This is a genomic window from Streptomyces sp. TG1A-8, from assembly GCF_030499535.1.
In the GTDB taxonomy this organism is placed as follows: domain Bacteria; phylum Actinomycetota; class Actinomycetes; order Streptomycetales; family Streptomycetaceae; genus Streptomyces.
Genome location: NZ_JASTLB010000001.1, coordinates 6,070,199 through 6,097,071, shown reverse-complemented (window position 1 = coordinate 6,097,071; position 26,873 = coordinate 6,070,199). Strand labels below are relative to the sequence as shown.

At 71.8% G+C, this 26,873-nt stretch carries 10 protein-coding genes and 1 pseudogene; 8 read left to right on the top strand and 3 right to left on the bottom strand.

Going from position 1 to position 26,873, the window contains the following annotated elements; translation table 11 throughout:
- Positions 1-75: 75 nt before the first annotated feature.
- Positions 76-288 (bottom strand): hypothetical protein, encoded by a 213-nt coding sequence (locus QQY24_RS26890; RefSeq protein ID WP_301975296.1) that lies wholly within the window; start codon positions 286-288, stop codon positions 76-78.
- A 357-nt stretch (positions 289-645) separates the two neighbouring features.
- On the opposite strand from QQY24_RS26890, the gene QQY24_RS26885 reads away from it, so the two are divergent.
- Entirely contained in the window at positions 646-1,911 is a 1,266-nt protein-coding gene (locus QQY24_RS26885; RefSeq protein WP_301975295.1) for a helix-turn-helix domain-containing protein, read from the top strand.
- A 183-nt stretch (positions 1,912-2,094) separates the two neighbouring features.
- Positions 2,095-2,359 (top strand): annotated as a pseudogene (locus tag QQY24_RS26880) (SDR family oxidoreductase); the annotation flags it as partial.
- A gap of 59 nt (positions 2,360-2,418) precedes the next feature.
- Here QQY24_RS26880 and QQY24_RS26875 read toward each other — a convergent pair.
- Positions 2,419-2,883: a MarR family winged helix-turn-helix transcriptional regulator gene (locus tag QQY24_RS26875; protein ID WP_301975294.1), complete on the bottom strand. Its 465-nt coding sequence runs from the start codon at positions 2,881-2,883 to the stop codon at positions 2,419-2,421.
- A gap of 88 nt (positions 2,884-2,971) precedes the next feature.
- Positions 2,972-3,721 (bottom strand): SDR family oxidoreductase, encoded by a 750-nt coding sequence (locus QQY24_RS26870; RefSeq protein ID WP_301975293.1) that lies wholly within the window; start codon positions 3,719-3,721, stop codon positions 2,972-2,974.
- A gap of 527 nt (positions 3,722-4,248) precedes the next feature.
- On the opposite strand from QQY24_RS26870, the gene QQY24_RS26865 reads away from it, so the two are divergent.
- The 6 genes from QQY24_RS26865 to QQY24_RS26840 all read left to right on the top strand — a co-directional run bounded on the left by QQY24_RS26865 (position 4,249) and on the right by QQY24_RS26840 (position 26,760).
- Positions 4,249-5,607 (top strand): beta-1,3-glucanase family protein, encoded by a 1,359-nt coding sequence (locus QQY24_RS26865; protein WP_301975292.1) that lies wholly within the window; start codon positions 4,249-4,251, stop codon positions 5,605-5,607.
- 196 nt (positions 5,608-5,803) lie between these two features.
- The gene (locus QQY24_RS26860; RefSeq protein ID WP_301975291.1) at positions 5,804-6,418 is read left to right on the top strand and encodes a transcriptional regulator; all 615 of its coding nucleotides are present in this window, start codon (positions 5,804-5,806) and stop codon (positions 6,416-6,418) included.
- A 5-nt stretch (positions 6,419-6,423) separates the two neighbouring features.
- On the top strand, positions 6,424-7,812 hold the full coding sequence (locus QQY24_RS26855; RefSeq protein ID WP_301975290.1) for an MFS transporter: 1,389 nt from the start codon (positions 6,424-6,426) through the stop codon (positions 7,810-7,812).
- A 297-nt stretch (positions 7,813-8,109) separates the two neighbouring features.
- Positions 8,110-14,856: a non-ribosomal peptide synthetase gene (locus tag QQY24_RS26850; RefSeq protein ID WP_301975289.1), complete on the top strand. Its 6,747-nt coding sequence runs from the start codon at positions 8,110-8,112 to the stop codon at positions 14,854-14,856.
- 55 nt (positions 14,857-14,911) lie between these two features.
- Positions 14,912-22,780: a non-ribosomal peptide synthetase gene (locus tag QQY24_RS26845; RefSeq protein ID WP_301975288.1), complete on the top strand. Its 7,869-nt coding sequence runs from the start codon at positions 14,912-14,914 to the stop codon at positions 22,778-22,780.
- Complete coding sequence (locus QQY24_RS26840) at positions 22,777-26,760, top strand: amino acid adenylation domain-containing protein (RefSeq protein ID WP_301975287.1); 3,984 nt, start codon at positions 22,777-22,779, stop codon at positions 26,758-26,760. Before QQY24_RS26845 ends, QQY24_RS26840 begins: the two co-directional genes overlap by 4 nt.
- The last annotated feature ends 113 nt before the right edge of the window (positions 26,761-26,873 follow it).

The window sequence follows — 26,873 nt, the reverse complement described above, 5'->3', positions numbered from 1 at the left end:
GGGAGGAGCGCTCTCGGCCGGGCGGCTGCCCGGGCGTGCTCTGCTGCGGGCGTCGTTCGTCGGGTCACGGCCGGGTCATGGCCATTCGATCTCCTCGCCGCCCACCGGGGGGACGGTGCGCGCCGCGACGACCGTGTCGGACTTCGCCAATAGCCTGTCGGCGATGCCCGGGCCGGGCAACCACCGGGCGAGCAGCGGCACGACCACCAGACCGGTGAGGACGAGGGCGGCGACGGCCCACCGGGCGGCCAGCGACCGCTGCAGCGGGGGACAGAGAAGAAAGGACACGTCGGACACCTCTCACGAGTCGACCGGACTGGACGCAAGGAGCGTAGGAGATCGGCAAGTTGGCTGACAAGCGTTTGTCTGACGACCCTAAGGACATTGCCAATTATGAAGCGCTGGAGGCATTAAGCGAATCTCTGACGGCGCGAAGAAGTCGCTCGTTCCGAGCCTTCCCCTCGGCGAACGCCCTGACAGGGCACTGTCAAGCCCTCCATGAAAAGATCTTCGGGCGCACGCAAAGGGTTGCCTGGGGTTGCCAGGAATCCGTAGAGTTCCTGGCAACGTGTCCGCGCGCCCGTTCGGCATCTTCGGGGACGGAGGATTACCACGGTCAGACACCATGATCCGAGAGGTGGGAAAATGCTCGAGCAGCCGCACTTCGGCCGCCGCCTGAGGAAGCTCAGGCTGGAGCGCGGTCTGAGTCAGGTCCAGGTCGCGGGTGACGGCATGTCCACCGGATACCTCTCCCGGCTGGAGTCCGGGGAGCGGCGGCCCAACGACCGGGTGGTGGCCCATCTGGCACAGCGGCTCGGTGTCGACGTGACGGTGCTCAGCCGGCACGTCAGCAGCACGCTCAGCGAGGCGCTCGCCGCCGCCGCCTCGGCGCCGGCCGCCGTGGACAGCACCACCGCCCTGCTGCAGGCCATCGACGACGACGAGCGGACCGATCCGGCGGCCCGCTGGCAGGCACTGTGGATGCTCAGCCGCATCAACAACCGCAACGGCGACCACGAGCGCGAACTGGACCAGCTGAAGGAACTCGTCGAACTGAGCGATCTGCTCACGAGCCCGGAACTGCGGGTCAGGGCACGCGTGGGCTACGCGCGTTGCCTGCGGGCGCTCGGCGACATGAAGAGCGCCGAGCCCGCGGCCACGCAGGCCCTCGACATCGCGCGCACGCAGGACCTGTCCGTCGGCGACTGCGTCGCCGCCCTCATGGTGCTGATAAGCGTCGAGGCCGAGAGCGGGGCGATGGACTCCGCCGTCCGCCACGTGCAGGAGCTGGAGGAGAAGTGGCTGCCCGCCTCCGTTCCGGCCCAGGCCGCCGAGGCGCTGTGGACCGCGGCGATGGTCAGCACCCGCCAGGGTGATTTCCCGGCCGCCAAGTCACGGCTCGAACGGGCCCTGGAGCTGGTGGAGGGCAAGGACAACCTCGGCCTGTGGATGCGGCTGAGGGCGGCGGCCACCGCCGCGGCGCTGCAGATGATGCCGGCCCACATCGACTCCGCCCGCCGCTGGTTGAGCGAGGCGGAGCCGGCCGTCGAGCTGATCGGAACGCCGCTGCAGGCCAAGGAGATCCGCTCGCTGCAGGCCCACCTCGCCTTCCACGAGGGCCGCCTGCGGGACGCCAGGCGCCTGTGCGACCAACTGCTCGGCGACGACGGACCGCGCCTGTCCTACCGGGACGGGACGCGCCTTCGCGCGCTGTCCGGCCGGCTGATGATCCTGGAGGGCCAGGCGGACGAGGGCATCGCGACGCTGCAGCGACTCGGACAGCAGGCCACCGAGTCCAAGAACCTCGACCTCGCCGCCCAGATCTGGCATTCCCTGGCGACGACGCTCGCCGAAGTGCACCAGAACGCGACCTGTACGCCCTCCGCGACGGGGGCCCGCCCAGCCGAGTGACACCTCGCCCGGGGCGCCCCGGGCGGAGCGCGGCGCGGCGGCCGGGACCCGCGCCGGCCGGCGGTGACGGCCCGCTGTGAGTCACGCCCGGGCGGCCGGTCCGGCGTCCCGGCGTCCGCAGGACCGGCCGCCCGGTCCGGGCGTCGCGCCCCGTCCCGCGGGCCCGCGACGCGAGGAATCGGCAAGGGGGCGGTCGAGGCCATGACGCTGATCCTCGCCCGGGAACTGCGCGGGCGGGACGTCACCGTGAACGCCGTGGCGCCCGGCCCGACGGCCACGCCGTTGTTCCTGGAGGACAAGGGCGAGGAACTGGTCGCACGGATCGCCGCCGCCCCCCTCGAACGCCTCGGCACCCCCGGACGACGTCGCCGCGGCCGTCGCCTTCCTGGCCGGTCCCGGGCGCTGGGTCAACGGCCAGGTCCTCCACGCCAACGGCGGCATCGCCTGACGTCCGCCGGGACGGTCCCCCGCTCCCGCCCCGGGACGGAGGCGTCCGGCGAAGGGACGTCAGTCCTCGGCGCCGTTCTTCCGGACGACCAGCTCGGCGATCTCCCCCAGCAACGCGATCTGACCCGGGGTGAGGTGGTCGAGGAAGTACCGCCGGACGTCCGCCACGTGGTGGGGGGCGGCCGCGGTGATGGCGGCCCGGCCCTGCGGGGTGACCACCACGAACGCTCCGCGCCGGTCGTCGGCGCACTCCTCGCGGGCGACGAGGTCGCGCTTGGCCATGCGGGTGAGGTGGTGGGACAACCGGCTCTTCTCCCACCCCAGGACCTGCGCCAGTTCGGACATCCGCAGCCGTCCGTCCGCAGCGCGCGTCAGCTCCGCGAGGACCGTGTAATCGGTGCCGGACAGTCCGAACCGGCTCTGCAGGGACCGGCCGGCGCGGCTGACCAACAGGTCGTGCATGCGCAGCAGCCCGCGCCACGCCTGTTCCTCGGTCCCGCTCAGCCAGCGGGGTTCGGCACTCATGGTTTCACCCTACGGAAGGCCGGCGCGTCGCCCGCGGCCGGGCGCGGCGCGTGGGGCCGCCCGTGCGACCGGTCGGCCGTGAGTCGGGTCAGACCTGGTTGGCGCCGCCGTCGACGTGGATCTCGGCGCCGGCGATGAAACTGCTCTCGGCGGTCGCCAGGAACAGGGCGGCGGAGGCGATCTCCTCCGGCCGGCCCATGCGTCCCAGCGGCACGGTGCCCGCCAGCTGGTCCCGCAGCTGTGCGGCCTGCCGGTCGTCGGGGGCGAGCCCGTTGAATCCGGGCGTCTCGATCGGGCCGGGGACGAGGGTGTTGACGCGGATGCCGCGCCCCTTCAGTTCGTTGGCCCAGGTGCGCGCGAAGGACCGTACCGCCGCCTTCGACGCCCCGTAGACGCCGAACGCCTCATCGCCCACGGTCGCCGCGGTGGATCCGGTCAGGATCACCGAGGCGCCCTCGTTCAGCAGCGGCAGTGCCTTCTGCACCGTGAACAGCACTCCCTTGACGTTGGTGTCGAACGTCGCGTCGAAGTGCTCCTCGGTGACCTGTTCGAGGGTGGCGAACTCGCCTCCGCCGGCGTTGGCGAACAGGACGTCGACGCGGTGCCCCCGCTCGGCGGCGGCGGCGTAGAGCCGGTCCAGGTCCGCCGGGTCCGCACTGTCGGCCCGGACGGCGGTCACCGCCCCGCCGATCAGCGCGGCGGCCTCGTCCAGGGCCTCCTTGCGCCGTCCGGTGACGTAGACGCGGGCGCCCTCCTCGCTGAACCGGCGCGCCGCGGCGAGCCCGATACCGCTGGTGCCACCCGTGACGACGGCGGTCTTACCGTCAAGCTGTCCCATGACGCTCTCCCGATCTCGCGCGGAGCCCCGAAGCAGTTCGTTCAAAGCTCAACCAATTTAACTGCAATTACATGACACATCAACCATTACGAAGGGAGGGGAGGTGCAAGCAAGCACTCCAGGACGGAAAGGACACCCTCGACCGACAGAGAAAAGATAATGAGTCAACCATATGGGACGATGGCACGACTCCGCGCCGAAACGCGTGGCGCCCGGTGGCGGCGCGACCGCTGCCGGCCGCCACCGGACCGGGTCCGCCCCACGCCGGCCGCCGGCCCACGTCAAGTAGTGAACGCTTGCGGCGTCCCGCTCCCGACCGGCCGGCCGGGACCCGAACGGGGCGCCGGTCCCCGCGCGCCCCCCTGCCGGCACTGCCAGCGTCGTAACGCGCCCGGAACACCAACCGCACTGAATACGGCTTCAGTTGTTGACGCCGGACAGAGATGGGGATACAACCCGGAGAGAGCGCTCTCACGCGTGCTTCCGCTCCATCCCCCACGTATGCCGACCCGGCTTCCGGAGATCCCGTGCAGACTTCCCCCAGCGCACTCGTGCGCAGACCATCGCCCCACCGCGCCCGCTCCCGCACGGCCCTGGGCGCGGTCGTCATCCTGCTCGCGGCCTGTTTCGCCGCCCTGGCGCCGTCATCCGCGCGCGCCGCCGACCAGGTGCTGTCCCAGGGACGGCCGGCCACGGCCTCCTCGAGCGAGAGCGCGGCCTTCCCGGCGACGGCGGCGGTCGACGGCGACCCCGGCACCCGCTGGTCCTCCGCCTTCGCCGACCCGCAGTGGCTCCAGGTGGACCTCGGCTCCGTCCAGCAGTTCACCCGCCTCACCCTGAACTGGGAGGCCGCCTACGCGAAGGCCTACCAGATCCAGACCTCCACCGACGCGCGGACCTGGACCACCCTGTACTCCACCACCACCGCCACCGGTGGCACCCAGAACCTCGGCGTGACCGGCAGCGGCCGCTACGTGCGCCTCTACGCGACGGCACGGGCCACCGCCTACGGGTACTCCCTGTGGGAGTTCCAGGTCTACGGCCCCGGCGGCACCACCACTCCGCCGGACGACTTCTGGGGCAGCACGAGCGACATACCCCCCGCGAGCAACGCCGTCGAAGTGAAGATCCTGAACCGCACCAACGGCAAGTACCCCGACAGCCAGGTGTACTGGAGCTTCAACGGGCAGGTCCACTCCATCGCCGAACAGCCCTACCTGGACATGCCGGCGAACTCCGCGGGCCGGATGTACTTCTACCTCGGCTCGCCCAACAGCCCCTACTACGACTTCATCGAGTTCACGGTCGGCAACGGCGTCTTCAACGGCAACACCACCCGCGTCGACGCCTTCGGCCTCAAACTGGCCATGCGGCTGCACGCCAAGGACGGCTACGACGTCGAGGTCGGCGAGAACCGGCAGACGTTCGCCGAGGACCGCGCCACGACCTTCCAGCGGTTCATCGACGCGGTGCCGGACCAGTTCAAGGTGCTGGCCCGGACCCAGGCCCCGTACCGGATCATCGCGCCCGGCAGCGACCCGAGCTTCCGCGCCGGCGGCGCCAACGCCGACTACTTCACCTCCTACGCCCGGTCCGTCGGCGTCAACGCGGCCACGTCCGACATCTTCGGCTGCGCCGCCGCCCTGGCCGGCAACCCCGACATGTGCGCGGCCCTCAACCGCCACGTGGCCACGCTGCCGTCCTCCCAACAGGCCGACCCGGCCCAGTTCTACAAGGCGGCACCCGCCAACTACTACGCCGAGTTCTGGCACGACAACGCCATCGGCCACCTGGCCTACGGCTTCCCCTACGACGACGTCGCGGGCCAATCGTCCTTCGTCTCCCACGGCGACCCGCAGTGGCTGATGGTGGCCGTCGGCTGGTAGACGCCCCGGGCGGCCCCAGGCGCCCGACCGCTCTTCCACGGGTCCGGGCCGGACGCGGTACCACCGCGTCCGGCCCGGACCCGTTTCCGTGGGCCCGCCCGGGGCGGGAGCGGCGCGCCGTGGCACATCCGTACTGCACGGAAATCTGTGCACAGACTTCTATGCAAAGACTTCTGTGTCATCTACCGTGAACGGCATGGAACTTCCGGAGCAGCCGTCCCAAGTGCACCTGACCGCCCGCAACCTGCGCGGGATCGCCCACCCCCTGCGGGTGCGGATCCTCACGATCCTGCGGACGGAGGGCCCGGCCACGGCGACCACGCTGGCCCGGCGGCTGGACCACAACACCGGCGCGACCAGCTACCACCTGCGCCAGCTCGCCGAGTACGGCTTCATCGTGGAGGCCCCCTCCCGGGGCGGGCGCCGCGAGCGGTGGTGGCAGGCGGCGCACGCCAACACCGTCGTGCCGGACGACGAGGCGCTGCAGGAGGGCGACGGGCTCGGCGTGGTCTACCTGCAGGCGCTCGGCCGGGTCTGGTCCGAGGCCATGACGGCCGCCATCGACACGACCCCCTCGCTCCCGCCCGAGTGGCGCGACGCCCAGGACTTCGGCGACTACGCGCTGTCACTCACCCCGGCCGGCGCCAAGGAGTTGATGGCGGAGATCCACGAACTGCTCCGGCGGCGCACCTCCGCCTCCCCGCCGGCCGGTTCACCGCTCCCGGAGGGCGCGGCGCGGGTCGCGTTCCAGTTCCAGTTGTTCCCCACCGGCACGGACCGGCACGTCACCCACCCCACCGACACGGAGTGAGAAAGATGCCCCCTGAGCACACGGCCGCCACGACGGCGGCGGACAGCAGCGCACCGGCGCCCTCCCCGGCCGCCCCGGAGACCGGCCCGCGGGTCCTGCGCGGCCTGGTCGGCATGCTCTCGGCCAACGCGGCGGCCCTGTCGGCCAACCGGGTGCTGTCGATCGCCCTGCCCTGGTTCGTCCTGACCACGACCGGGAGCGTCGGCAAGACCGGTCTGGTGGCCTTCTGCCAGATCGTGCCGTACGTGATCGCGCAGGCACTGGCGGGCCCGGTCATCGACCGGCTCGGCCCCAAGCGGATCAGCGTGGCGGGTGACCTGGCCTCCACCGTCGCGATGGCCACCGCACCGCTGCTGTACCTGACGGGGCACCTGTCCTTCGGACTGCTGCTGGCGCTGCTGGCCGTGGTCGGCGCCGCCGACGGGCCGGCCAACGGCGCCAAGGGGCTCTTCGTGCCGTCGGCCACCAGGGCGGCCCGCGTGCCCATCGAGCGGGGCACCGGTCTGTCGGCGGCGGTCGAACGGACCGCGACCACCGTCGGACCGGCCCTCGCGGGCGTGGTCGTCACCGCCTTCGGCAGCCTGTACGCGCTGTGGGTCACCGCCGCGCTGTTCGCGGTGTCGGCGCTGGTCGTCTCCACGACCCTGAGCGATCCGGTGCCGGAGCCCCACGAGACGCCGGTCGAGGAGGCCGACAGCTATCTCACCCGGCTGCGTCAGGGCGCCGCGTTCCTGCGCGACGCGAAGCTGCTGCGGTCCATCGTGGGCATGCTGGCGATGACCAACCTCCTCGACCAGGCGTTCATGTCGGTGCTGCTGCCGGTGTGGGCGAAGGAGTCGGGCAACGGCGCGGAGGCCGTCGGCCTGGTGGTCAGCGTCTTCGCCGCGACGTCGATCGTCGCCGCGCTGGCGGCCGCCGGGGTGGCCGAGCGGCTGCCGCGGCGCACCGTCTACCTGATCGGCTTCACCCTGGGCGGGGTGCCGCGCTTCGCGGCGATGGCGGCGGGGGCACCGCTGTGGCTGGTCCTGACGGTGCTCGCGGTGGGCGGCCTGGGGTCCGGCTTCGTCAACCCGATCGTGGGGGCCGTGACCTACGAGCTGATCCCGACGCCGCTGCTGGGCCGGGTCAAGACGATGGCGCAGGCCGTCACCTGGGCGGGCATCCCGTTCGGCGGACTGCTGGGCGCGGCCCTGGTGACCGTGACCGGTACGTCGGGGGCGCTGTGGATCGTGGGCGGGCTGTACCTCGTCGCGATCGTGGTGCCCGGCACGAGCCGGGAGTGGGCCGGCATGCGCAAGCGGACGGCGTCCGGCGCCGACGACACCGGGGGCGCGGTGGCGCACCCGCCCGGACAGGCCGTGCCCGGCGAGCCCTCGATGACCGCCGCCGCCTGACCGGCGCGACGGGGGACCGGTGCAGGCCGTGGCGCTCCACCCGCCCGGCCCGCGCCGGTCCCCCGTTTCCCGTACGGCCGTCGCGCACCGCCGGCAGCCGTCCCGCGCGGGCGGGGGCGTGCGCCCTCCACGGGCGCACGCGGCCACGGACCACGGACCACGGACCACGGGTAGAAGTGACCAGGTCCGGCGGGCAGAAGTAACCAGTTATCTCGTCAGGACCGCTCTGCCAGCATCGAATTCGGCTGAGTATCCGAGGGCCTTGCGTTACGGCCGACGACGAGGAACTGGTGGAGCATGACTACGAATCCGATGGTGGCCCCGGCGCACGGGCGGGAAACGGCGCAACCGGGCCTTTCCCCGGCCGAGGCCCGCATCGCCGCGGTGTGGGGTTCCGTGCTGGGCACCGAGGTGACGACAGCGGATTGCGATTTCTTCCGGCTGGGCGGCACCGAGGACCAGGCGGCGGAAATGGCCCGCCGGGTCGCGGAGGAATTCGGTTCGGAATTGTGCGCCCGGACGGTACCGTCACCGCTGACGGTCGCAGCCGTGGCGTCGTTCCTCGCGGAGGAGGCCCTGCTCAGGGCCCGCCGGCTGTTCGAGTCCGTCGACGCGGATCTCCCGGACCTGGATTCCGTGGCCGGCCTGCCGGGTGCCGGCGCCCCCGACGACGTCCCCGTCATCCGCGCCGCGGTCCGGGACGGGCGTCCCCTGCCGCTGTCGTTCGCGCAGCGCCGGCTGTGGTTCCTGGACCAGCTGGAGCCGGGCCGCGCCGAATACCTCATCCCCATGGGACTGCGCGTCCAGGGCCCCCTCGACGTGCCGGCGCTGGAGGCGTCGCTGTCCGAGCTGGTGGCACGGCACGAGGTGCTGCGCACCCGCTTCGTCACCGACGGGGACGGCGACCCCGGCCAGGTCGTCGACGCCCCCCGGCCGCTGCCGCTGGCCGTCCACGACCTGCGCGGCGTCGGGGACGCCGCCGCCCGGGAGGAGGCGGCCACCGCGCTGGTGGACACCGAGGGCTTCCGGCCCATGGACCTCGCCACCGGCCCCGTGGTCCGCGCCCTGCTGATCCGGCTGGCCGACGAGGAACACCTGCTGTCGCTGACGGTCCACCACATCGCCTTCGACGGCTGGTCGGCGGGCGTGCTCTCGCGGGAACTGACCGCGCTGTACACGCGACACGTCACGGGAGCCGCCGACGGTCTGCCCGAACCTCCCCTGCAGTACGCCGACTTCGCCGTCTGGCAGCGCGAGTGGTTCACCGGTGACGTGCTCGACGGGCAGCTGGACTACTGGCGCGGGCGGCTGGCGGGCACCGAGCCGCTGGAGCTGCCCACCGACCGCAGGCGTCCGGCGCGGCGCAGCGGCAACGGCGCCATGCTCACGTTCCGGATCCCCGCGGGGACCGCCGACGGCGCGCGCAGGCTGGCGCACGACACCGGCGCGAGCCTGTTCATGACGCTGCTCGCGGTGTTCCAGCTCGTGCTGTCCCGCTACAGCGGCCAGGAGGACATCGCGGTCGGCACCCCGATCGCGGGCCGCAACCGGGCCGAGATCGAGGACATGATCGGCTTCTTCGTGAACACGCTGGTCATGCGCACCGACCTGTCGGGCGACCCGACGTTCACCGAGCTCCTCGACCGGGTCAAGGACACCGCGCTGGGCGCCTACGACCACCAGGACCTGCCCTTCGAACGCCTGGTGGAGGAGCTGGCACCCCGGCGGGACCTGTCCCGCAACCCGCTGTTCCAGACCATGTTCGTGCTGCAGAACACGCCCGACAGCCGCTCGTGGGACCTGCCCGGGCTCGGCGTCCGGCAGCTGGAGGTGGTCGCGCAGGACTCCAAGTTCGACTTCACCTTCTACGCCGCCGAGGCCGCCGACGGGGCGCTGGACGGCACGATCGTCTACTCCACCGACCTGTTCGACGAGGCCACGATGGTGCGGCTGGCCGGGCACTTCGAGACCCTGCTCGCCTCCGCCGCCCGCACCCCCACGGCCCGGCTGTCCGCGCTGGAGATGCTGACCGCCGACGAGCGCCAGGAGGTCCTGGCCGACTGGAACGGCGCCGACGCCGACGCCCCGGACGCGCTGACCGTGCACCGGCTGTTCGAGGAGCGGGCCGCGCAGCGCCCCGACTCCCCCGCCGTGACCTGCGGCACCGATCACCTGACCTACCGGGAGCTGGACGCGCGGGCCGAGTGGATCGCCGGCCGGCTGCGCGAGCGCGGCGCCGGTCCCGGGACGCTGGTGGCGGTGTGCCTGGACCGCGGCACCGACATGGTGAGCGCGCTGCTCGGCATCCTCAAGTCGGGCGCCGCCTACGTCCCCCTGGACCCGGCGTACCCCACGGACCGGCTCGCCCACATGGTGCGGGACTGCGGCGCACCGCTGATCGTCACGCAGTCCGCGCACACCGGCCGGCTGCCCGCCGGCACGCCGTGCCTGCTGCTGGAGGGCTCCTGGCCGGCGGACCTGCCCGCCGGCCCGCCCGGCGGCTGCGTGCCGCGGCCCGGCCCGGACGACCTCGCCTACGTGATCTACACGAGCGGTTCCACTGGCCGTCCCAAGGGCGTGCAGATCACCCACGGCGCCCTGCGGGCGCGGATGCGGGAGACGCGCCGGCAGCTGGGGCTCACGCACGAGGACCGGGTCCTGCAGTTCGCGTCGATCGCCTTCGACTCCTCGGTGGGGCAGTTGTTCGCACCGCTCACCTCAGGCGCGTCCCTGGTGCTGCGCGACGAGGCCTGGGACCCCGGCCGGCTCGCGCAGGCGCTGCGCACCAACGGGGTGACGGTGGCCTGGCTGACCCCGTCGGCGTTCGGCGCGCTCGCCGCCGAACTCGACGGGCCGGACGCGCTGGGCCCGGAACTGCGGCTGGTCCGGCTCGGCGGCGAGGCGCTGCAGCGCGAACAGGTGCGGCAGTGGTTCCGGCACACCTCCGTGCCCCTGGTCAACGGCTACGGACCGACGGAGGCCGCGCAGGAGGCCACGACCGCCCGGATCACCGGCCCCGGCGACCACGTGCCGATCGGCCGCCCCGTCGCCGGCGCGAAGGTGTTCGTGGTGGACCGCCACGGCCGGCCGGTGCCGGTGGGGGTGCCGGGCGAGATGTGGATCGCCTGTCCCGGACTGGCCCGCGGCTACCTGGGCCGGCCGGAGCTGACCGCGGAGAAGTTCGCGGTGGTCACCGTGGACGGGACGCCGCGGCGCGTCTACCGCACCGGCGACCTCGCCAAGTGGCACGCGGACGGGCGGCTGGAGTTCGTCGGCCGGGCCGACAACCAGGTCAAGCTGCGCGGCTACCGCATCGAGCCGGGCGAGATCGAGACGGCCCTGCTGAGCCACCCGTGCGTGACCGGGGCCACCGTCGTCCTGCGCGAGGACACGCCCGGCATGCCGCGGCTGGTGGCGTACGTGGTGGCGGACCCGCCCGTCGACGCGGGCGGGCTGCGCGCCCACCTCCAGCGCGACCTGCCGGACTACATGGTGCCCGCGGCGTTCGTGCCCCTGGACCGCATCCCGCTCACCCCGAACGGCAAGACGGACCGCCGCGCCCTGCCCGCGCCCGCCTCCGACCGCCCCGACCTGGGCGCCGCGTACACCGCTCCGCGCACGGACACCGAGCGGACGGTGGCCGCGGTCTGGTCGCAGGTGCTGGGCATCGACACGGTCGGCGTGGACGACGACTTCTTCGCACTGGGCGGCCACTCGCTGCTGGCCACGCAGGTCGTGTCGCGGCTGCGCCGGCGGCTGGGCGTCGACGTGCCGGTGCGGACGCTGTTCAGCGCGCCGACGCCGGCGCTGCTGGCCGCGGCCGTCGCGGACCTGGACGACGCCGGGACGTCCCGGATCGTGCCGGTGCCGCGCGACGGCACCGCGCCGCCGCTGAGCTTCGCCCAGCAGCGGCTGTGGTTCCTCGACCAGCTGGAGCCGGGCCGGGCCGAGTACCTGATGCCGTTCGCCTTCCGCGTCCGCGGCCAACTGGACGTGGACGCCCTGAACACCGCGTTCACCGCCCTGGTGGCACGGCACGAGATGCTGCGCACCCGGTTCGGGACGGACGGCGCGGGCGCCCCGGTCCAGCTGATCGACCCGGCCGGGCCGGTGACGGTGGCGGTGCGGGACCTGCGTGCCGCCGGGGACGCCGCGGCCCGCGAGGACGCCCTCGCGGCGGTCCTGCGCGAGGACGGGCTGCGCCCGGTGGACCTCGGTGCCGGCCCGGTGCTGCGCGCGCTGCTGGTGCGGCTGGCCGAGGAGGAGAACGTCCTGGCGGTCACCGTGCACCACATCGCCTTCGACGGCTGGTCGGTGGGCGTGCTGGTGCGCGAGCTGTCCGCGCTGTACGCGGCGGCCCTCGGCGCGCGGCCCGCCGCACCGGACCTCGCGCCGCCGCCGGTGCAGTACGCCGACTACGCGCTGTGGCAGCGCGGCTGGCTGTCGGGCGGGACGCTGGAGCGCCAACTGGCCTACTGGCGGGACCGGCTGGACGCCCTGGAGCCACTGGAACTGCCGACGGACCACCCACGGCCGGCGGAGCGCACCGGCAAGGGCGAGGTCGTCCGGTTCTCGGTGCCCGCCGCGATCGCCGCACGCGCCAGGACGGTGTCCGCCGACAGCGGCGTGAGCCTGTTCATGACGCTGCTGTCGGTCTTCCAGCTGCTGCTCGCCCGCTACAGCGGACAGCGGGACATCGCGGTGGGCACCCCGATCGCGGGCCGCAACCGCGCCGAGACCGAGGACCTGATCGGCTTCTTCGTCAACACCCTCGTCATGCGCACCGACCTGTCCGGCGACCCGGCCTTCACCGAGCTCCTCGACCGCGTCAAGGACACCGCGCTGGGCGCCTACGACCACCAGGACCTCCCCTTCGAACGCCTGGTGGAGGAACTCGCCCCCGACCGCGACCTGTCGCGCAACCCGCTGTTCCAGACCCTGTTCACGCTGCAGAACACGCCCGGCGCGGACGCCTGGAACCTGCCGGGCCTGTCCGCGGAACCCGTCGAGATGCCCGTCCGCGACGCCAAGTTCGACCTGTCGCTGTACCTCGCGGAGGCCGCCGACGGCACCCTGGACGGCGCGGTCGTCTACGCGGACGACCTGTTCACCGAGGCCACCGCGCGCCGCCTGGCCGGCCACTTCCAGAACCTGCTGGCGGCGGCCACGGCCCGTCCGCACAGCGCCCTGTCCGAGCTGGAGATGCTGGGCGCGGACGAACGGCACCGCATCCTGACCGAGTGGAACGACACCGCGGCACCGGTCCCGGCGGCGGCCACGCTGCACCGGCTCTTCGAGGAGCGCGCGGCACTGGACCCGGACGCGGTCGCCGTCGTCTGCGGCACGGACACGCTCACCTTCCGGGAGCTGGACGAGCACGCCAACCGGCTGGCCCACCGGCTGCGCGCCGTACCGGGCATCGGACCGGACGTGCCGGTGGGTGTGTGCCTGGAGCGCTCCCCCGCCATGGTGTGGACACTGCTGGGCATCCTGAAGGCCGGTGCGGCCTACGTCCCGCTCGACCCGGAGCACCCGGCGGAGCGCCTGGCGTACCTGGTGGAGGACTCCGGCGCACCGCTGGTCGTCACCGACACCGCGCACGCCGCTCTGCTGCCGGCGGGCCTGGACCTGCTGGCCGTCGACCGGGCCGCGGACCTGCCGGACACGCTGCCGGCCACCGCCCCGGAGCCCGTCGCGGGCCCCGGTGACCTGTGCTACCTGATCTACACCAGCGGGTCGACGGGCCGGCCGAAGGGCGTCCGCGTCGAACACCGCGGCGTGGTGAACTACCTCGCCGGCATGCAGCACGCCTTCCCGCTCGCCCCGGGCGAGGGCTTCCTCCAGGCCACGCCGCTGTCCTTCGACGTGTCGGCGTACGAGATCTTCTGGCCGCTGTGGCAGGGCGCGACCGTCGTCCTGGTGCCCGGTTCCGACCGGCTGGACATGGCCGGGGTGTCGCGCCTGATGCGGGCGCACCGCGTGGTCGGCCTGCACTTCGTGCCCAGTCTGCTGGACCTGTTCGTCTCCCGGGTGCGGCCGGAGGACTGCGCCCACCTGCGCTACGCCTTCGCCAGCGGCGAGCCGCTGCAGCCGACGCTGGTGGGCCGCTACGTCGACCGCTTCCCCGGCGACCTGGTCAACCTGTACGGCGCGACCGAGGTCTCCGTCGACACCACGTACTGGCGGGCGTCGCGCACGGACCCGCAGGGCCCGGTCCTCGCGGGCCGGCCCATGGCGAACCAGACCGTGTACGTCCTCGACCCGGACCGCCGTCCGGTGCCCGCGGGCGTGCTGGGCGAGGTGTACCTGGGCGGCGCGAGCGTCGGACGCGGCTACCACGAGCGGCCCGAGCTGACGGCACAGCGCTTCGTGCCCGACCCGTTCACCGGCGGCCGCATGTACCGCACCGGCGACCTCGGCCGTTTCACCTCCGACGGTGAGCTCGACCTGCTGGGCCGCATCGACCGCCAGGTGAAGCTGCGCGGCGTCCGCGTCGAACTCGGCGAGGTCGAGGCGGTGCTGCTCACGCACGGCGCGGTGGGCGTGTGCGCGGTGGTCGTCCGCGAGGACGCCCCCGGCGACAAGCGGCTCGCCGCCTACTGCGTGCCCGCACCCGGCGGCACGGTGGACGTCGGCGCGCTGCGCGGCTGGGCGGCCGAGCGGCTGCCGCGCGCCATGATGCCGTCCGCGTTCGTGATCCTGCCGGAACTCCCGCTCAACCGGAACGGCAAGGTCGACCACGCGGCGCTGCCGGCACCCGGGGGCGACGGCGACGCCACCGCCGGATTCGTCGCGCCGCGCGACGACGTGGAGGCCGAGATCGCGCACGTGATGGCCGACGTGCTCGGCACCGAAAGGGTCGGCGTCCACGACGGTTTCTTCGAACTCGGCGGTCATTCCCTGCTCGCCATCCAGCTCGTCAATCGTATCGAGGCGGCGACCGGAGTCCGTATCGGCCTGCGCCGGCTTTTCCAGGCGCCGACGGTCGCCGGTATCAAGCGACAGCTCCTCGAATTGTTCGACACGCAGGAACAGGCTTCCTGAACCAGCGGCCCGGTGCCCACGCGAATTGAGCGCGAAGAGAAGAGGACGGAACATCATGGGCGAGAATTCGGTTGAGGCGCGGCTGCTGGCCCGCATGCGACGGCGTGCGGAAGCGGCCCGGATCGTACCCGGCGACAGGGACGCCGCCGGTGCGTTGCCGCTGTCGTTCGCACAGCAACGGCTGTGGTTCCTGGACCGCCTGAACCCCGGCAGCGCCGAGTACCTGGTGCCGACGGCCCTGCGGGTGCGCGGCGCGCTGGACGTGGCGGCGCTGGGCACGGCCCTGTCGGGCCTGGTGGCCCGGCACGAGGTACTGCGGACGGCGTTCCCGGCGGACGAGGACGGCACGCCGCGGCAGGTCGTCACGGCCCCGTGGCCGGTGGACGTCACCGAGCACGACCTGCGCCGGGTCCCGGACGCCGACGCGCGGGCCCGGGAGGTGCTGCGGGCCGGGGCGACCCGGCCGTTCGACCTCGGTTCGGGACGGCTCCTGCGGGCCGATCTGGTACGGCTCGCGGACGACGACCAGTACCTGCTGCTGACGGTTCACCACATCGTGTCGGACGGCTGGTCGTCCGGCGTCCTGGCGCGGGAGCTGCGCGAGCTGTACGCGGCGGCCCTCGACGCGCGCACCTCGTCACTGCCCGAACTGCCGGTGCAGTACGCCGACTTCGCCCTCTGGCAGCGCGAGCAGCTCACCGGTCCGGCGCTGGAGCGCCAACTCGCCTACTGGCGTGACCGCCTGGCCGGCACCACCCCGCTGGAACTTCCCACGGACCACCAGCGTCCCGCCCGCCCGAGCGGCAGTGGCGACGTGGTCACCTTCTCGGTGCCGGCCGAGGTGGCGGACGGGCTGCGTACGACGGCGGCCCGGCACGGTGCGAGCATGTTCATGACGTTGTTGTCCCTGTTCCAGATCGTCCTCGCCCGTTACTGCCGGCAGGACGACATCGCCGTCGGCAGCCCGATCGCGGGCCGCAACCGCGCCGAGACCGAGGACCTGATCGGCTTCTTCGTCAACACCCTCGTCATGCGCACCGACCTGTCCGGCGACCCGACGTTCACCGAGCTCCTCGACCGCGTCAAGGACACCGCGCTGGGCGCCTACGACCACCAGGACCTGCCCTTCGAACGGCTCGTCGAGGAGCTCGCCCCCGACCGCGACCCGTCCCGCAACCCGCTGTTCCAGACCATGTTCGTCCTCCAGGCTCCCGGGAGCGCGGACGGACAGGCGTGGGAGCTGGCGGGAACGGACATCGAGCCGGTCGAGATCGAGCGGGGAGTGGCCAAGTTCGACCTGACGCTGACCGCGGTCGAGTCGTCGGACGGCCTGCGTGCCGTCCTCGAGTACCGGACGGATCTGTTCGAGCGGGCGACGGTGGAGCGGATGGCCGGTCACTTCGCCACCCTCGCCGCCTCCGCCGCGGCCACTCCGCGAGCCCGCCTCTCCGAGTTGAACATGCTCACCGAGCGGGAGCGGCGGCAGGTCCTGGTCGACTGGAACGGCACCACCGGCCCCTACCCCGACACCGCCACCATCCACCAGCTCATCGAGGACCGCGTCACCACCAGCCCCGACGCCATCGCCCTCACCCACGGCACCCAGCAGTGGACCTACGCACAACTCAACGCCCGCGCCAACCAACTCGCCCACCACCTGCGCACCACCGGCACCACCCCCGACACCCTCATCGCCGTCTGCCTCGACCGCACCCCCGACCTGATCACCACCATCCTCGGCATCCTCAAAGCCGGCGCCGCCTTCGTCCCCCTCGACCCCGACTACCCCACCGACCGCATCACCCACATGGTCGAAGACTCCCGCGCCACCCTCACCATCACCCACAGCAACCTCAGCAACCGCCTCCCCACCCACACCCCACACCTCCTCGTCGACACCCAATGGCCCCACACACCCACCCACAACCCCACCCCCCTGGCCACACCCGACCACCTCGCCTACGTCATCTACACCTCAGGCTCCACCGGCAAGCCCAAAGGCGTCGCCCTCGAACACCGCGGAGTCGTCAACTACCTCCACTGGTGCGACCAGAACTACCCCGCCCACACCCCCGGCGGCATCGGCACCATCCTCTACTCCTCCGTCACCTTCGACCTCACCATCACCGCCCTCTTCCTCCCCCTCATCCAAGGCCAACAACTCGCCATCCCCCACCCCCAAGACGGCCAGAGCGCCTTCGACGCCGCCATCGACCTCATCTGCACCAACACCCCCATCAGCTTCCTCAAAGCCACCCCCTCCCACCTCGAAGTCCTCGCCGCCCACCTCGAAACACGCCACACCCACCACCACATCACCACCATCGTCGCCGGCGGCGAAAACCTCACCCCCCACCTCGTCACCCGCCTCCTCAACCACAGCACCACCCACACCACCATCAGCAACGAATACGGCGCCACCGAAGGCTCCGTCGCCAACGTCATGAGCCTCACCACCACACCCGACCCCCACGGCGACACCACCACCCTCGGCCGCCCCATCACCAACACCACCGCCTACGTCCTGGACCACCACAACCAACCCGCCCCCATCGGCATCCCCGGACACGCCCTCCTCGGCGGCATCTGCCTCGCCCGCGGCTACCACCACCGACCCGACCTCACCACCACCCGCTTCACCCCCAACCCCCTCACCCCACCCCACCCCGACCCCCGCACCTACCACACCGGCGACCTCGTCAAATGGCGCCCCGACGGCACCCTCGAATTCATCGGCCGCATCGACAACCAGATCAAACTCCGCGGCTACCGCATCGAACTCGGCGAAATCGAAGCCGCCCTCCTCACCCACCCCCACATCCACACCACCACCGTCACCGCACGCGAAGACACCCCCGGCGACAAACGACTCACCGCATACCTCGTGACCGACGCTCCGGTCGACACCGGCTCCCTCCGCGCCCACCTGCAACGGAACCTGCCGGACTACATGGTCCCGACGGCCTTCGTGACCCTCGACCGACTGCCACTGACCCCCAACGGCAAGATCGACACCAAGGCCCTGCCCGCACCCGACCACCACCGCCCCCACCTCGACACCACCTACACCGCACCCCGCACCGACACCGAACGCACCATCACCGCCATCTGGGCCGATGTCCTGGGCGTCGAGACCGTAGGCGTCCACGACAACTTCTTCACGCTCGGCGGGCATTCGCTGCTCGCGACCCGGGTGACGTCACGTCTGCGGCAGAGGCTCGGCGTCGACGTCCCGGTCCGCAGCCTGTTCACCTCGCCGACCCCGGCCACGCTGGCCGCGGCCGTGCACGAGCTGGAGACCGCCCAAGAAGCCCCGCTGGTGCCGGTCGGCCGCGACGGGGACCCGCTGCCGCTGTCGTTCGCGCAGCAGCGCCTCTGGTTCCTGGACCAGTTGACGCCCGGCAGCGCCGAGTACCTGGTGCCGTTCGGCCTGCGGCTGCGGGGCGAACTCGACCTCGGCGCGCTGGGAGCGGCCTTCACCGGCCTGGTGGACAGGCACGAGATCCTGCGCACGCGGTTCGTCACCGACGACTCCGGTCGGCCCGCGCAGTTCGTGGAGGCCGCGTGGTCGGTCACTCCCACGGTGCACGACGTCCGCACCGTCTGCGACGCCGAGGACAGGGAGCGGGCCGCGCTGGAAATCATGGCGGCCGAGGCGCGCCGGCCGTTCGCGCTGGACGGGGGGCGGTTGCTGCGCGTGGACGTGATACGCGTGGCGGACGACGACCAGTACCTGCTGTTGACGGTTCACCACATCGTGTCGGACGGCTGGTCGTCCGGCGTCCTGGCGCGGGAGCTGCGCGAGCTGTACGCGGCGGCCCTCGACGCGCGCACCTCGTCACTGCCCGAACTGCCGGTGCAGTACGCCGACTTCGCCGTCTGGCAGCGCGAGCGGCTCAGCGGTGACTTCCTGGAGCGTCAGTTGGCGTACTGGCGCGACCGCCTCACGGGGGTGCCGGTCCTGGAGCTTCCCACGGATCACGGGCGCCCGGCCGAACGCGTGAGCGCCGAAGGCGACACCGTGCACTTCTCGGTGCCGGCCGAGGTGGCGGACGGGCTGCGTACGACGGCGGCCCGGCACGGCGCGAGCATGTTCATGGCGTTGTTGTCCCTGTTCCAGATCGTCCTCGCCCGTTACTGCCGGCAGGACGACATCGCCGTCGGCAGCCCGATCGCGGGCCGCAACCGCGCCGAGACCGAGGACCTGATCGGCTTCTTCGTCAACACCCTCGTCATGCGCACCGACCTGTCCGGCGACCCGACGTTCACCGAGCTCCTCGACCGCGTCAAGGACACCGCGCTGGGCGCCTACGACCACCAGGACCTGCCCTTCGAACGCCTGGTGGACGAGCTGACTCCCGAGCGCAACCTGTCCCGCAACCCGCTGTTCCAGACCCTGTTCGTGTTCCAGAACACGCCGGACGGCGACGCCTGGGGCCTGCCGGGCCTGGCGGTCGAACAGGTCGGCGTACGGGGCCAGGACGCCAAGTTCGACCTCCAGCTGACAGCGGCGGAGGCGGACGGTGAGCTACTGGCGGCGCTCGAGTACCGGACGGATCTGTTCGAGCGGGCGACGGTGGAGCGGATGGCCGGTCACTTCGCCACCCTCGCCGCCTCCGCCGCGGCCACTCCGCGAGCCCGCCTCTCCGAGTTGAACATGCTCACCGAGCGGGAGCGGCGGCAGGTCCTGGTCGACTGGAACGGCACCACCGGCCCCTACCCCGACACCGCCACCATCCACCAGCTCATCGAGGACCGCGTCACCACCAGCCCCGACGCCATCGCCCTCACCCACGGCACCCAGCAGTGGACCTACGCACAACTCAACGCCCGCGCCAACCAACTCGCCCACCACCTGCGCACCACCGGCACCACCCCCGACACCCTCATCGCCGTCTGCCTCGACCGCACCCCCGACCTGATCACCACCATCCTCGGCATCCTCAAAGCCGGCGCCGCCTTCGTCCCCCTCGACCCCGACTACCCCACCGACCGCATCACCCACATGGTCGAAGACTCCCGCGCCACCCTCACCATCACCCACAGCAACCTCAGCAACCGCCTCCCCACCCACACCCCACACCTCCTCGTCGACACCCAATGGCCCCACACACCCACCCACAACCCCACCCCCCTGGCCACACCCGACCACCTCGCCTACGTCATCTACACCTCAGGCTCCACCGGCAAGCCCAAAGGCGTCGCCCTCGAACACCGCGGAGTCGTCAACTACCTCCACTGGTGCGACCAGAACTACCCCGCCCACACCCCCGGCGGCATCGGCACCATCCTCTACTCCTCCGTCACCTTCGACCTCACCATCACCGCCCTCTTCCTCCCCCTCATCCAAGGCCAACAACTCGCCATCCCCCACCCCCAAGACGGCCAGAGCGCCTTCGACGCCGCCATCGACCTCATCTGCACCAACACCCCCATCAGCTTCCTCAAAGCCACCCCCTCCCACCTCGAAGTCCTCGCCGCCCACCTCGAAACACGCCACACCCACCACCACATCACCACCATCGTCGCCGGCGGCGAAAACCTCACCCCCCACCTCGTCACCCGCCTCCTCAACCACAGCACCACCCACACCACCATCAGCAACGAATACGGCGCCACCGAAGGCTCCGTCGCCAACGTCATGAGCCTCACCACCACACCCGACCCCCACGGCGACACCACCACCCTCGGCCGCCCCATCACCAACACCACCGCCTACGTCCTGGACCACCACAACCAACCCGCCCCCATCGGCATCCCCGGACACGCCCTCCTCGGCGGCATCTGCCTCGCCCGCGGCTACCACCACCGACCCGACCTCACCACCACCCGCTTCACCCCCAACCCCCTCACCCCACCCCACCCCGATCCCCGCACCTACCACACCGGCGACCTCGTCAAATGGCGCCCCGACGGCACCCTCGAATTCATCGGCCGCATCGACAACCAGATCAAACTCCGCGGCTACCGCATCGAACTCGGCGAAATCGAAGCCGCCCTCCTCACCCACCCCCACATCCACACCACCACCGTCACCGCACGCGAAGACACCCCCGGCGACAAACGACTCACCGCATACCTCGTGACCGACGCTCCGGTCGACACCGGCTCCCTCCGCGCCCACCTGCAACGGAACCTGCCGGACTACATGGTCCCGACGGCCTTCGTGACCCTCGACCGACTGCCGCTGACCCCCAACGGCAAGATCGACACCAAGGCCCTGCCCGCACCCGACCACCACCGCCCCCACCTCGACACCACCTACACCGCACCCCGCACCGACACCGAACGCACCCTCGCCTCGGTGTGGGGGGACATCCTGGGCATCGACACGGTCGGCGTCCACGACAACTTCTTCGAGCTGGGCGGCGACTCGATCATCAGCATCCAGATGATCGCGAAGGCCAAGAAGTTCGGCGTGCACCTCACGCCGCGCATGATCTTCAAGCACCAGACGATCGCCGAGATCGCGGTGCACGCCGGCGCGACCACGCTGGTCGACGCCGAGCAGGGACGGGTGGTGGGCGAGGTCCCCCTGACACCGATCCAGCACTGGTTCTTCGAGAAGGACCTGCCGGCGTTCGACCACTTCAACCAGGCCGAACTGCTCGCCACCGACGGTCTCGACCCGGAGGTGCTGCGGCAGGCGCTCTCCGATCTGATCGAGCACCACGACGCGTTGCGGCTGCGGTGCGTCCACGGTGCCGACGGATGGCGGCAGTACCTGGACGACACCGTGGACACCGGCGTCCTCGACGTCCACGACCTGTCCGGTGTCGCCGACGACGACCTGGCCCCGGTGTCGCTGGGCATCGCGGAGGAGACGCAGCGCAGCCTCGACCTGGCCAAGGGCCCGCTGATGCGGTGCGCCCTGCTGAACCTGGGAGCGGCGCGGGGACAGCGGCTGCTCATCGCCGTGCACCACCTGGCGGTCGACGGGGTGTCCTGGCGGATCCTCCTGGAGGACCTCGGCAGTTGCTACGAGCAGCGTGCCGGGGGACGGGCGCCGCGGCTGCCGGCGAAGACGACGTCGTTCAGGGCATGGGCGGAGCGGCTGCGCGGGTTCGCCGTGTCGGACGGGGCGCGCGCCGAGTTCGCGTACTGGGCGGAGGCGAAGCCCGCCGGCCGGGTGCCGCGCGACCGGAACGGACGCAACGACCTGGGTTCGGCGTCCAGCGTCATGGCGACGCTCACCGCGGAGGAGACGCGCGCCCTGCTGCGGGACGTCCCGCGCGCCTTCAGCACGCAGATCAACGACGCGCTGCTGACCGCGCTGGCGCACGCGCTGCGGGACTGGACGGGTGTCGACGAGACCCTGATCGGTCTGGAGGGGCACGGCCGCGAGGACCTGTTCCCCGACGTGGACCTGTCGCGGACCGTCGGCTGGTTCACCTCCGTGTTCCCCGTCGCGCTGCGGCTGGCTCCGGGCGCCGGCCCCGTGGAGTCGCTCGGCTCCGTCAGGGAACAGCTGGCGCGGGTCCCCAGCAAGGGCGTCGGCTACGGCATCCTGCGTCACCTCGGCACCCCGGACGTGGCGTCCGTCCTCGGCGGACAGCCCACCCCCGAAGTCAACTTCAACTACCTGGGACAGTTCGTCCGGGACCTGCCGGGCATCGGACGGTACGCCGCCCCCGGCGAGCCCAAGGGCCACTCGATCAGCCCCGACGGCATGCGCTGGAACGTGCTCGACGTGACCGCCGCCGTCGAGGGTGACGCGTTCGGCGTCCACATCGGCTACTCGACGGCGCTGCACGACCGGTGCACCGTCGAGCGTCTGGCCGACGGCATGCTCCGCCACCTGCGCGAACTGATCGCCGGCAGCGCCGACGGAGCCGCCGACACCCGCCGGGCCACCCCCGGCGTCCCCCTCACCGACGTCGGTGACACCGACATGGCCGCGATCCTGAAGAGGTTCTCGATATGAGCACGCACAACGTGGAAGACGTCTACGGGCTCTCGCCCCTGCAGTTCGGGATGCTGTACCACTCGCTCGAGGACACGTCCGACACCCGCCCGTACATGGTGCAGATGACGGAGGAGGTCGAAGGGCCCTTCGACGAGGCACTGTTCGGCGAGGCGTGGCAGCGGCTGGTCGACCGGCACACGATCCTGCGCAGCGCGTTCGTGTGGGAGGGGGTGTCGGAGCCGGTGCAGGTCGTGCAGCGCCGCGCCCCCCTGCCCTTCGCGGTGCGCGACCTGCGCGGCCTGCCCGACCAGCAGGAGCGGCTGGACGCCTTCCTGGCCGAGGACTGGGACCGCGGGTTCGACCTGTCCCGGGCTCCGCTGGTGAGGGTCACCGTGCTGCGCACGGCTGAGGAGCGCAGGATCGTCGTCTGGTCGTTCCACCACATCCTGCTGGACGGCTGGAGCGTGCAGATCCTCCAGAAGGAGCTGTTCGCCCTCTACCGCGGGCTGCTCGACGGCTCCCCCGCCGCCCTGCCGCCGACCGCGCCCTACCGCCGCTACATCGAGTGGCTCAACGCCCAGCGGGACGACGCCTCGGCCGCCTTCTGGACCGACTACCTGGCGGGCGTCACCGAGCCGACCGACCTGCACGTGGACCGGGACACCGGGGACAGGGGGGTCGGGGAGTTCGAGGTGTGCGCCCCGGCCGACCTGTTCGCGCGGGCCCGCGACTACGCCAGGTCCCAGCGGATCACGATGAACACGCTGGTGCAGGGACTGTGGTCGATCCTGCTCTCCCGGTACAGCCGCCAGGACGAGGTGCTGTTCGGCTCCACCATCTCGGGTCGCTCGATCGCCCTGCCCGGCGTCGAGTCGATGATGGGCCTCTTCATCAACACGCTCCCGGTCCGCGGGCGGCTCACGGGCGACCTGGTGGTCGCCGACTGGCTGCGGGACCTCCAGGACGAGCAGCTGGACATGCGGCAGTGGGAGTACTGCCACCTCGTCGACGTGCAGAAGCACAGCCCCATCCCGCGCGGGGAGCCGCTGTTCCGGTCCATCCTGGTCTTCGAGAACTACCCCGTGGTGCAGAAGCCGTCGGACTTCCCCGAGGGCCTGACCCGGCGCCTGGTCAACTGCGTCGAACGCACCGGCTACCCGCTCACCCTGGTGGTGTCGGCGGGCAGGGCCCTGGAGTTCCGGTTCGTGTACGACCGGGGCAGGTTCGACGCGGCGACGGTCGAGCGGATGGCCGGCCACCTCCGGATGCTGCTGGAATCCGTCGTGGACGCCCCCGGCGCGCACATCTCCGAGTTGAACATGCTCACCGAGCGGGAGCGGCGGCAGGTCCTGGTCGACTGGAACGGCACCACCGGCCCCTACCCCGACACCGCCACCATCCACCAGCTCATCGAGGACCGCGTCACCACCAGCCCCGACGCCATCGCCCTCACCCACGGCACCCAGCAGTGGACCTACGCACAACTCAACGCCCGCGCCAACCAACTCGCCCACCACCTGCGCACCACCGGCACCACCCCCGACACCCTCATCGCCGTCTGCCTCGACCGCACCCCCGACCTGATCACCACCATCCTCGGCATCCTCAAAGCCGGCGCCGCCTTCGTCCCCCTCGACCCCGACTACCCCACCGACCGCATCACCCACATGGTCGAAGACTCCCGCGCCACCCTCACCATCACCCACAGCAACCTCAGCAACCGCCTCCCCACCCACACCCCACACCTCCTCGTCGACACCCAATGGCCCCACACACCCACCCACAACCCCACCCCCCTGGCCACACCCGACCACCTCGCCTACGTCATCTACACCTCAGGCTCCACCGGCAAGCCCAAAGGCGTCGCCCTCGAACACCGCGGAGTCGTCAACTACCTCCACTGGTGCGACCAGAACTACCCCGCCCACACCCCCGGCGGCATCGGCACCATCCTCTACTCCTCCGTCACCTTCGACCTCACCATCACCGCCCTCTTCCTCCCCCTCATCCAAGGCCAACAACTCGCCATCCCCCACCCCCAAGACGGCCAGAGCGCCTTCGACGCCGCCATCGACCTCATCTGCACCAACACCCCCATCAGCTTCCTCAAAGCCACCCCCTCCCACCTCGAAGTCCTCGCCGCCCACCTCAAAACACGCCACACCCACCACCACATCACCACCATCGTCGCCGGCGGCGAAAACCTCACCCCCCACCTCGTCACCCGCCTCCTCAACCACAGCACCACCCACACCACCATCAGCAACGAATACGGCGCCACCGAAGGCTCCGTCGCCAACGTCATGAGCCTCACCACCACACCCGACCCCCACGGCGACACCACCACCCTCGGCCGCCCCATCACCAACACCACCGCCTACGTCCTGGACCACCACAACCAACCCGCCCCCATCGGCATCCCCGGACACGCCCTCCTCGGCGGCATCTGCCTCGCCCGCGGCTACCACCACCGACCCGACCTCACCACCACCCGCTTCACCCCCAACCCCCTCACCCCACCCCACCCCGACCCCCGCACCTACCACACCGGCGACCTCGTCAAATGGCGCCCCGACGGCACCCTCGAATTCATCGGCCGCATCGACAACCAGATCAAACTCCGCGGCTACCGCATCGAACTCGGCGAAATCGAAGCCGCCCTCCTCACCCACCCCCACATCCACACCACCACCGTCACCGCACGCGAAGACACCCCCGGCGACAAACGACTCACCGCATACCTCGTGACCGACGCTCCGGTCGACACCGGCTCCCTCCGCGCCCACCTGCAACGGAACCTGCCGGACTACATGGTCCCGACGGCCTTCGTGACCCTCGACCGACTGCCACTGACCCCCAACGGCAAGATCGACACCAAGGCCCTGCCCGCACCCGACCACCACCGCCCCCACCTCGACACCACCTACACCGCACCCCGCACCGACACCGAACGCACCATCACCGCCATCTGGGCCGATGTCCTGGGCGTCGAGACCGTAGGCGTCCACGACAACTTCTTCGCGCTCGGCGGGCAGTCGATCAATGCCGTGCGGGTGGTGTCGCGCATCCGGGACGCCGGTCTGCCGATCGCCCTCCAGCAGATCACGCGGCACCCGACGGTGGCCGGCCTGGCGGCTGCGCTGGACGCCCCGCAGGACGAGTCCGGCGGGCTGGTGGTGCTCCTCTCCCGTGAGGTGGACCCCGCACTTCCCCTGCTGTTCTGCGTGCACCCCGGCGGTGGCAGCACGCACCCGTACCGCGCGCTGGCGCGTCGTCTCGCGGGGGCGTTCACCGTGTACGGCATCCAGGCGCCGGGACTGGACGCGGGCGAATCCCCGCTCGTCGGCGTGGAGTCCGTCGCGGAGCGGTACTGGCGGGAGATTCGCCGGGTGCAGCCGGAGGGCCCCTGCACGATCCTCGGCTGGTCGACCGGCGCGGTGATCGCGCACGCGATGGGTGCGCGTGATCCGCGGGCGGTGGCCGCGCTGCTCCTGCTGGAGCCGGCCGTGACCGGGGAGGACCAGCAGGACCGGTTCCAGCGGCATGCCGAGGTGTACCGCCGCGTGGACGCGCTGTGGCGTCGCGGCCAGACCGAGACCGGTGCCGAACGTGCGGCCACGGAGCGGGAGATGAAGCGCCTGGCGCCGGAGATGAACATCGAGGCGGACGCGATCACGCTCGACGAGTGGCTGCCGTACGGCGTACTGGAGGCCGAGGTGCGTTCGCTCGCCGCCTACCGGCCCCGGCGTTCGAAGGCCCCGGCGACGCTGTTCGTCAGCGACACCGTGCGCGAGGGCAGCGGGGACGAGGTGCCGCAGGCGCGGTACACCGCGCACTGGCGGGACCTCTACCCCGCGGGGCTGGACGTCCGCGCCGTGCCGGGCCGCCACATGGAGATGGTCAGGGGCGAGCGGCAACTGGCCGCACTGGCCGCCGCGGCGCGGGAGGCCCTGACGGACGGTGCCCGCCGGGAGGCGCAGTTGCTGGTCCCGGCCTGACGGACGGCCGCCCGCAGGGGGCCTGCCACGGACACGTGGCGGGCCCCCTTCGTGTGCGCGCCCCCGCCCGTGCCGCCCGGAACCGCCGACGGCACCCGGTAGGGGTGCCACTG

Bases quoted from the DNA above. Each gene is read 5' to 3' on its own strand.
- QQY24_RS26885 (WP_301975295.1), top strand. From the start codon at position 646: ATGCTCGAGCAGCCGCACTTCGGCCGCCGCCTGAGGAAGCTCAGGCTG.
- QQY24_RS26875 (WP_301975294.1), bottom strand. From the start codon at position 2,883: ATGAGTGCCGAACCCCGCTGGCTGAGCGGGACCGAGGAACAGGCGTGG.
- QQY24_RS26870 (WP_301975293.1), bottom strand. From the start codon at position 3,721: ATGGGACAGCTTGACGGTAAGACCGCCGTCGTCACGGGTGGCACCAGC.
- QQY24_RS26860 (WP_301975291.1), top strand. From the start codon at position 5,804: ATGGAACTTCCGGAGCAGCCGTCCCAAGTGCACCTGACCGCCCGCAAC.
- QQY24_RS26855 (WP_301975290.1), top strand. From the start codon at position 6,424: ATGCCCCCTGAGCACACGGCCGCCACGACGGCGGCGGACAGCAGCGCA.
- QQY24_RS26850 (WP_301975289.1), top strand. From the start codon at position 8,110: ATGACTACGAATCCGATGGTGGCCCCGGCGCACGGGCGGGAAACGGCG.
- QQY24_RS26845 (WP_301975288.1), top strand. From the start codon at position 14,912: ATGGGCGAGAATTCGGTTGAGGCGCGGCTGCTGGCCCGCATGCGACGG.
- QQY24_RS26840 (WP_301975287.1), top strand. From the start codon at position 22,777: ATGAGCACGCACAACGTGGAAGACGTCTACGGGCTCTCGCCCCTGCAG.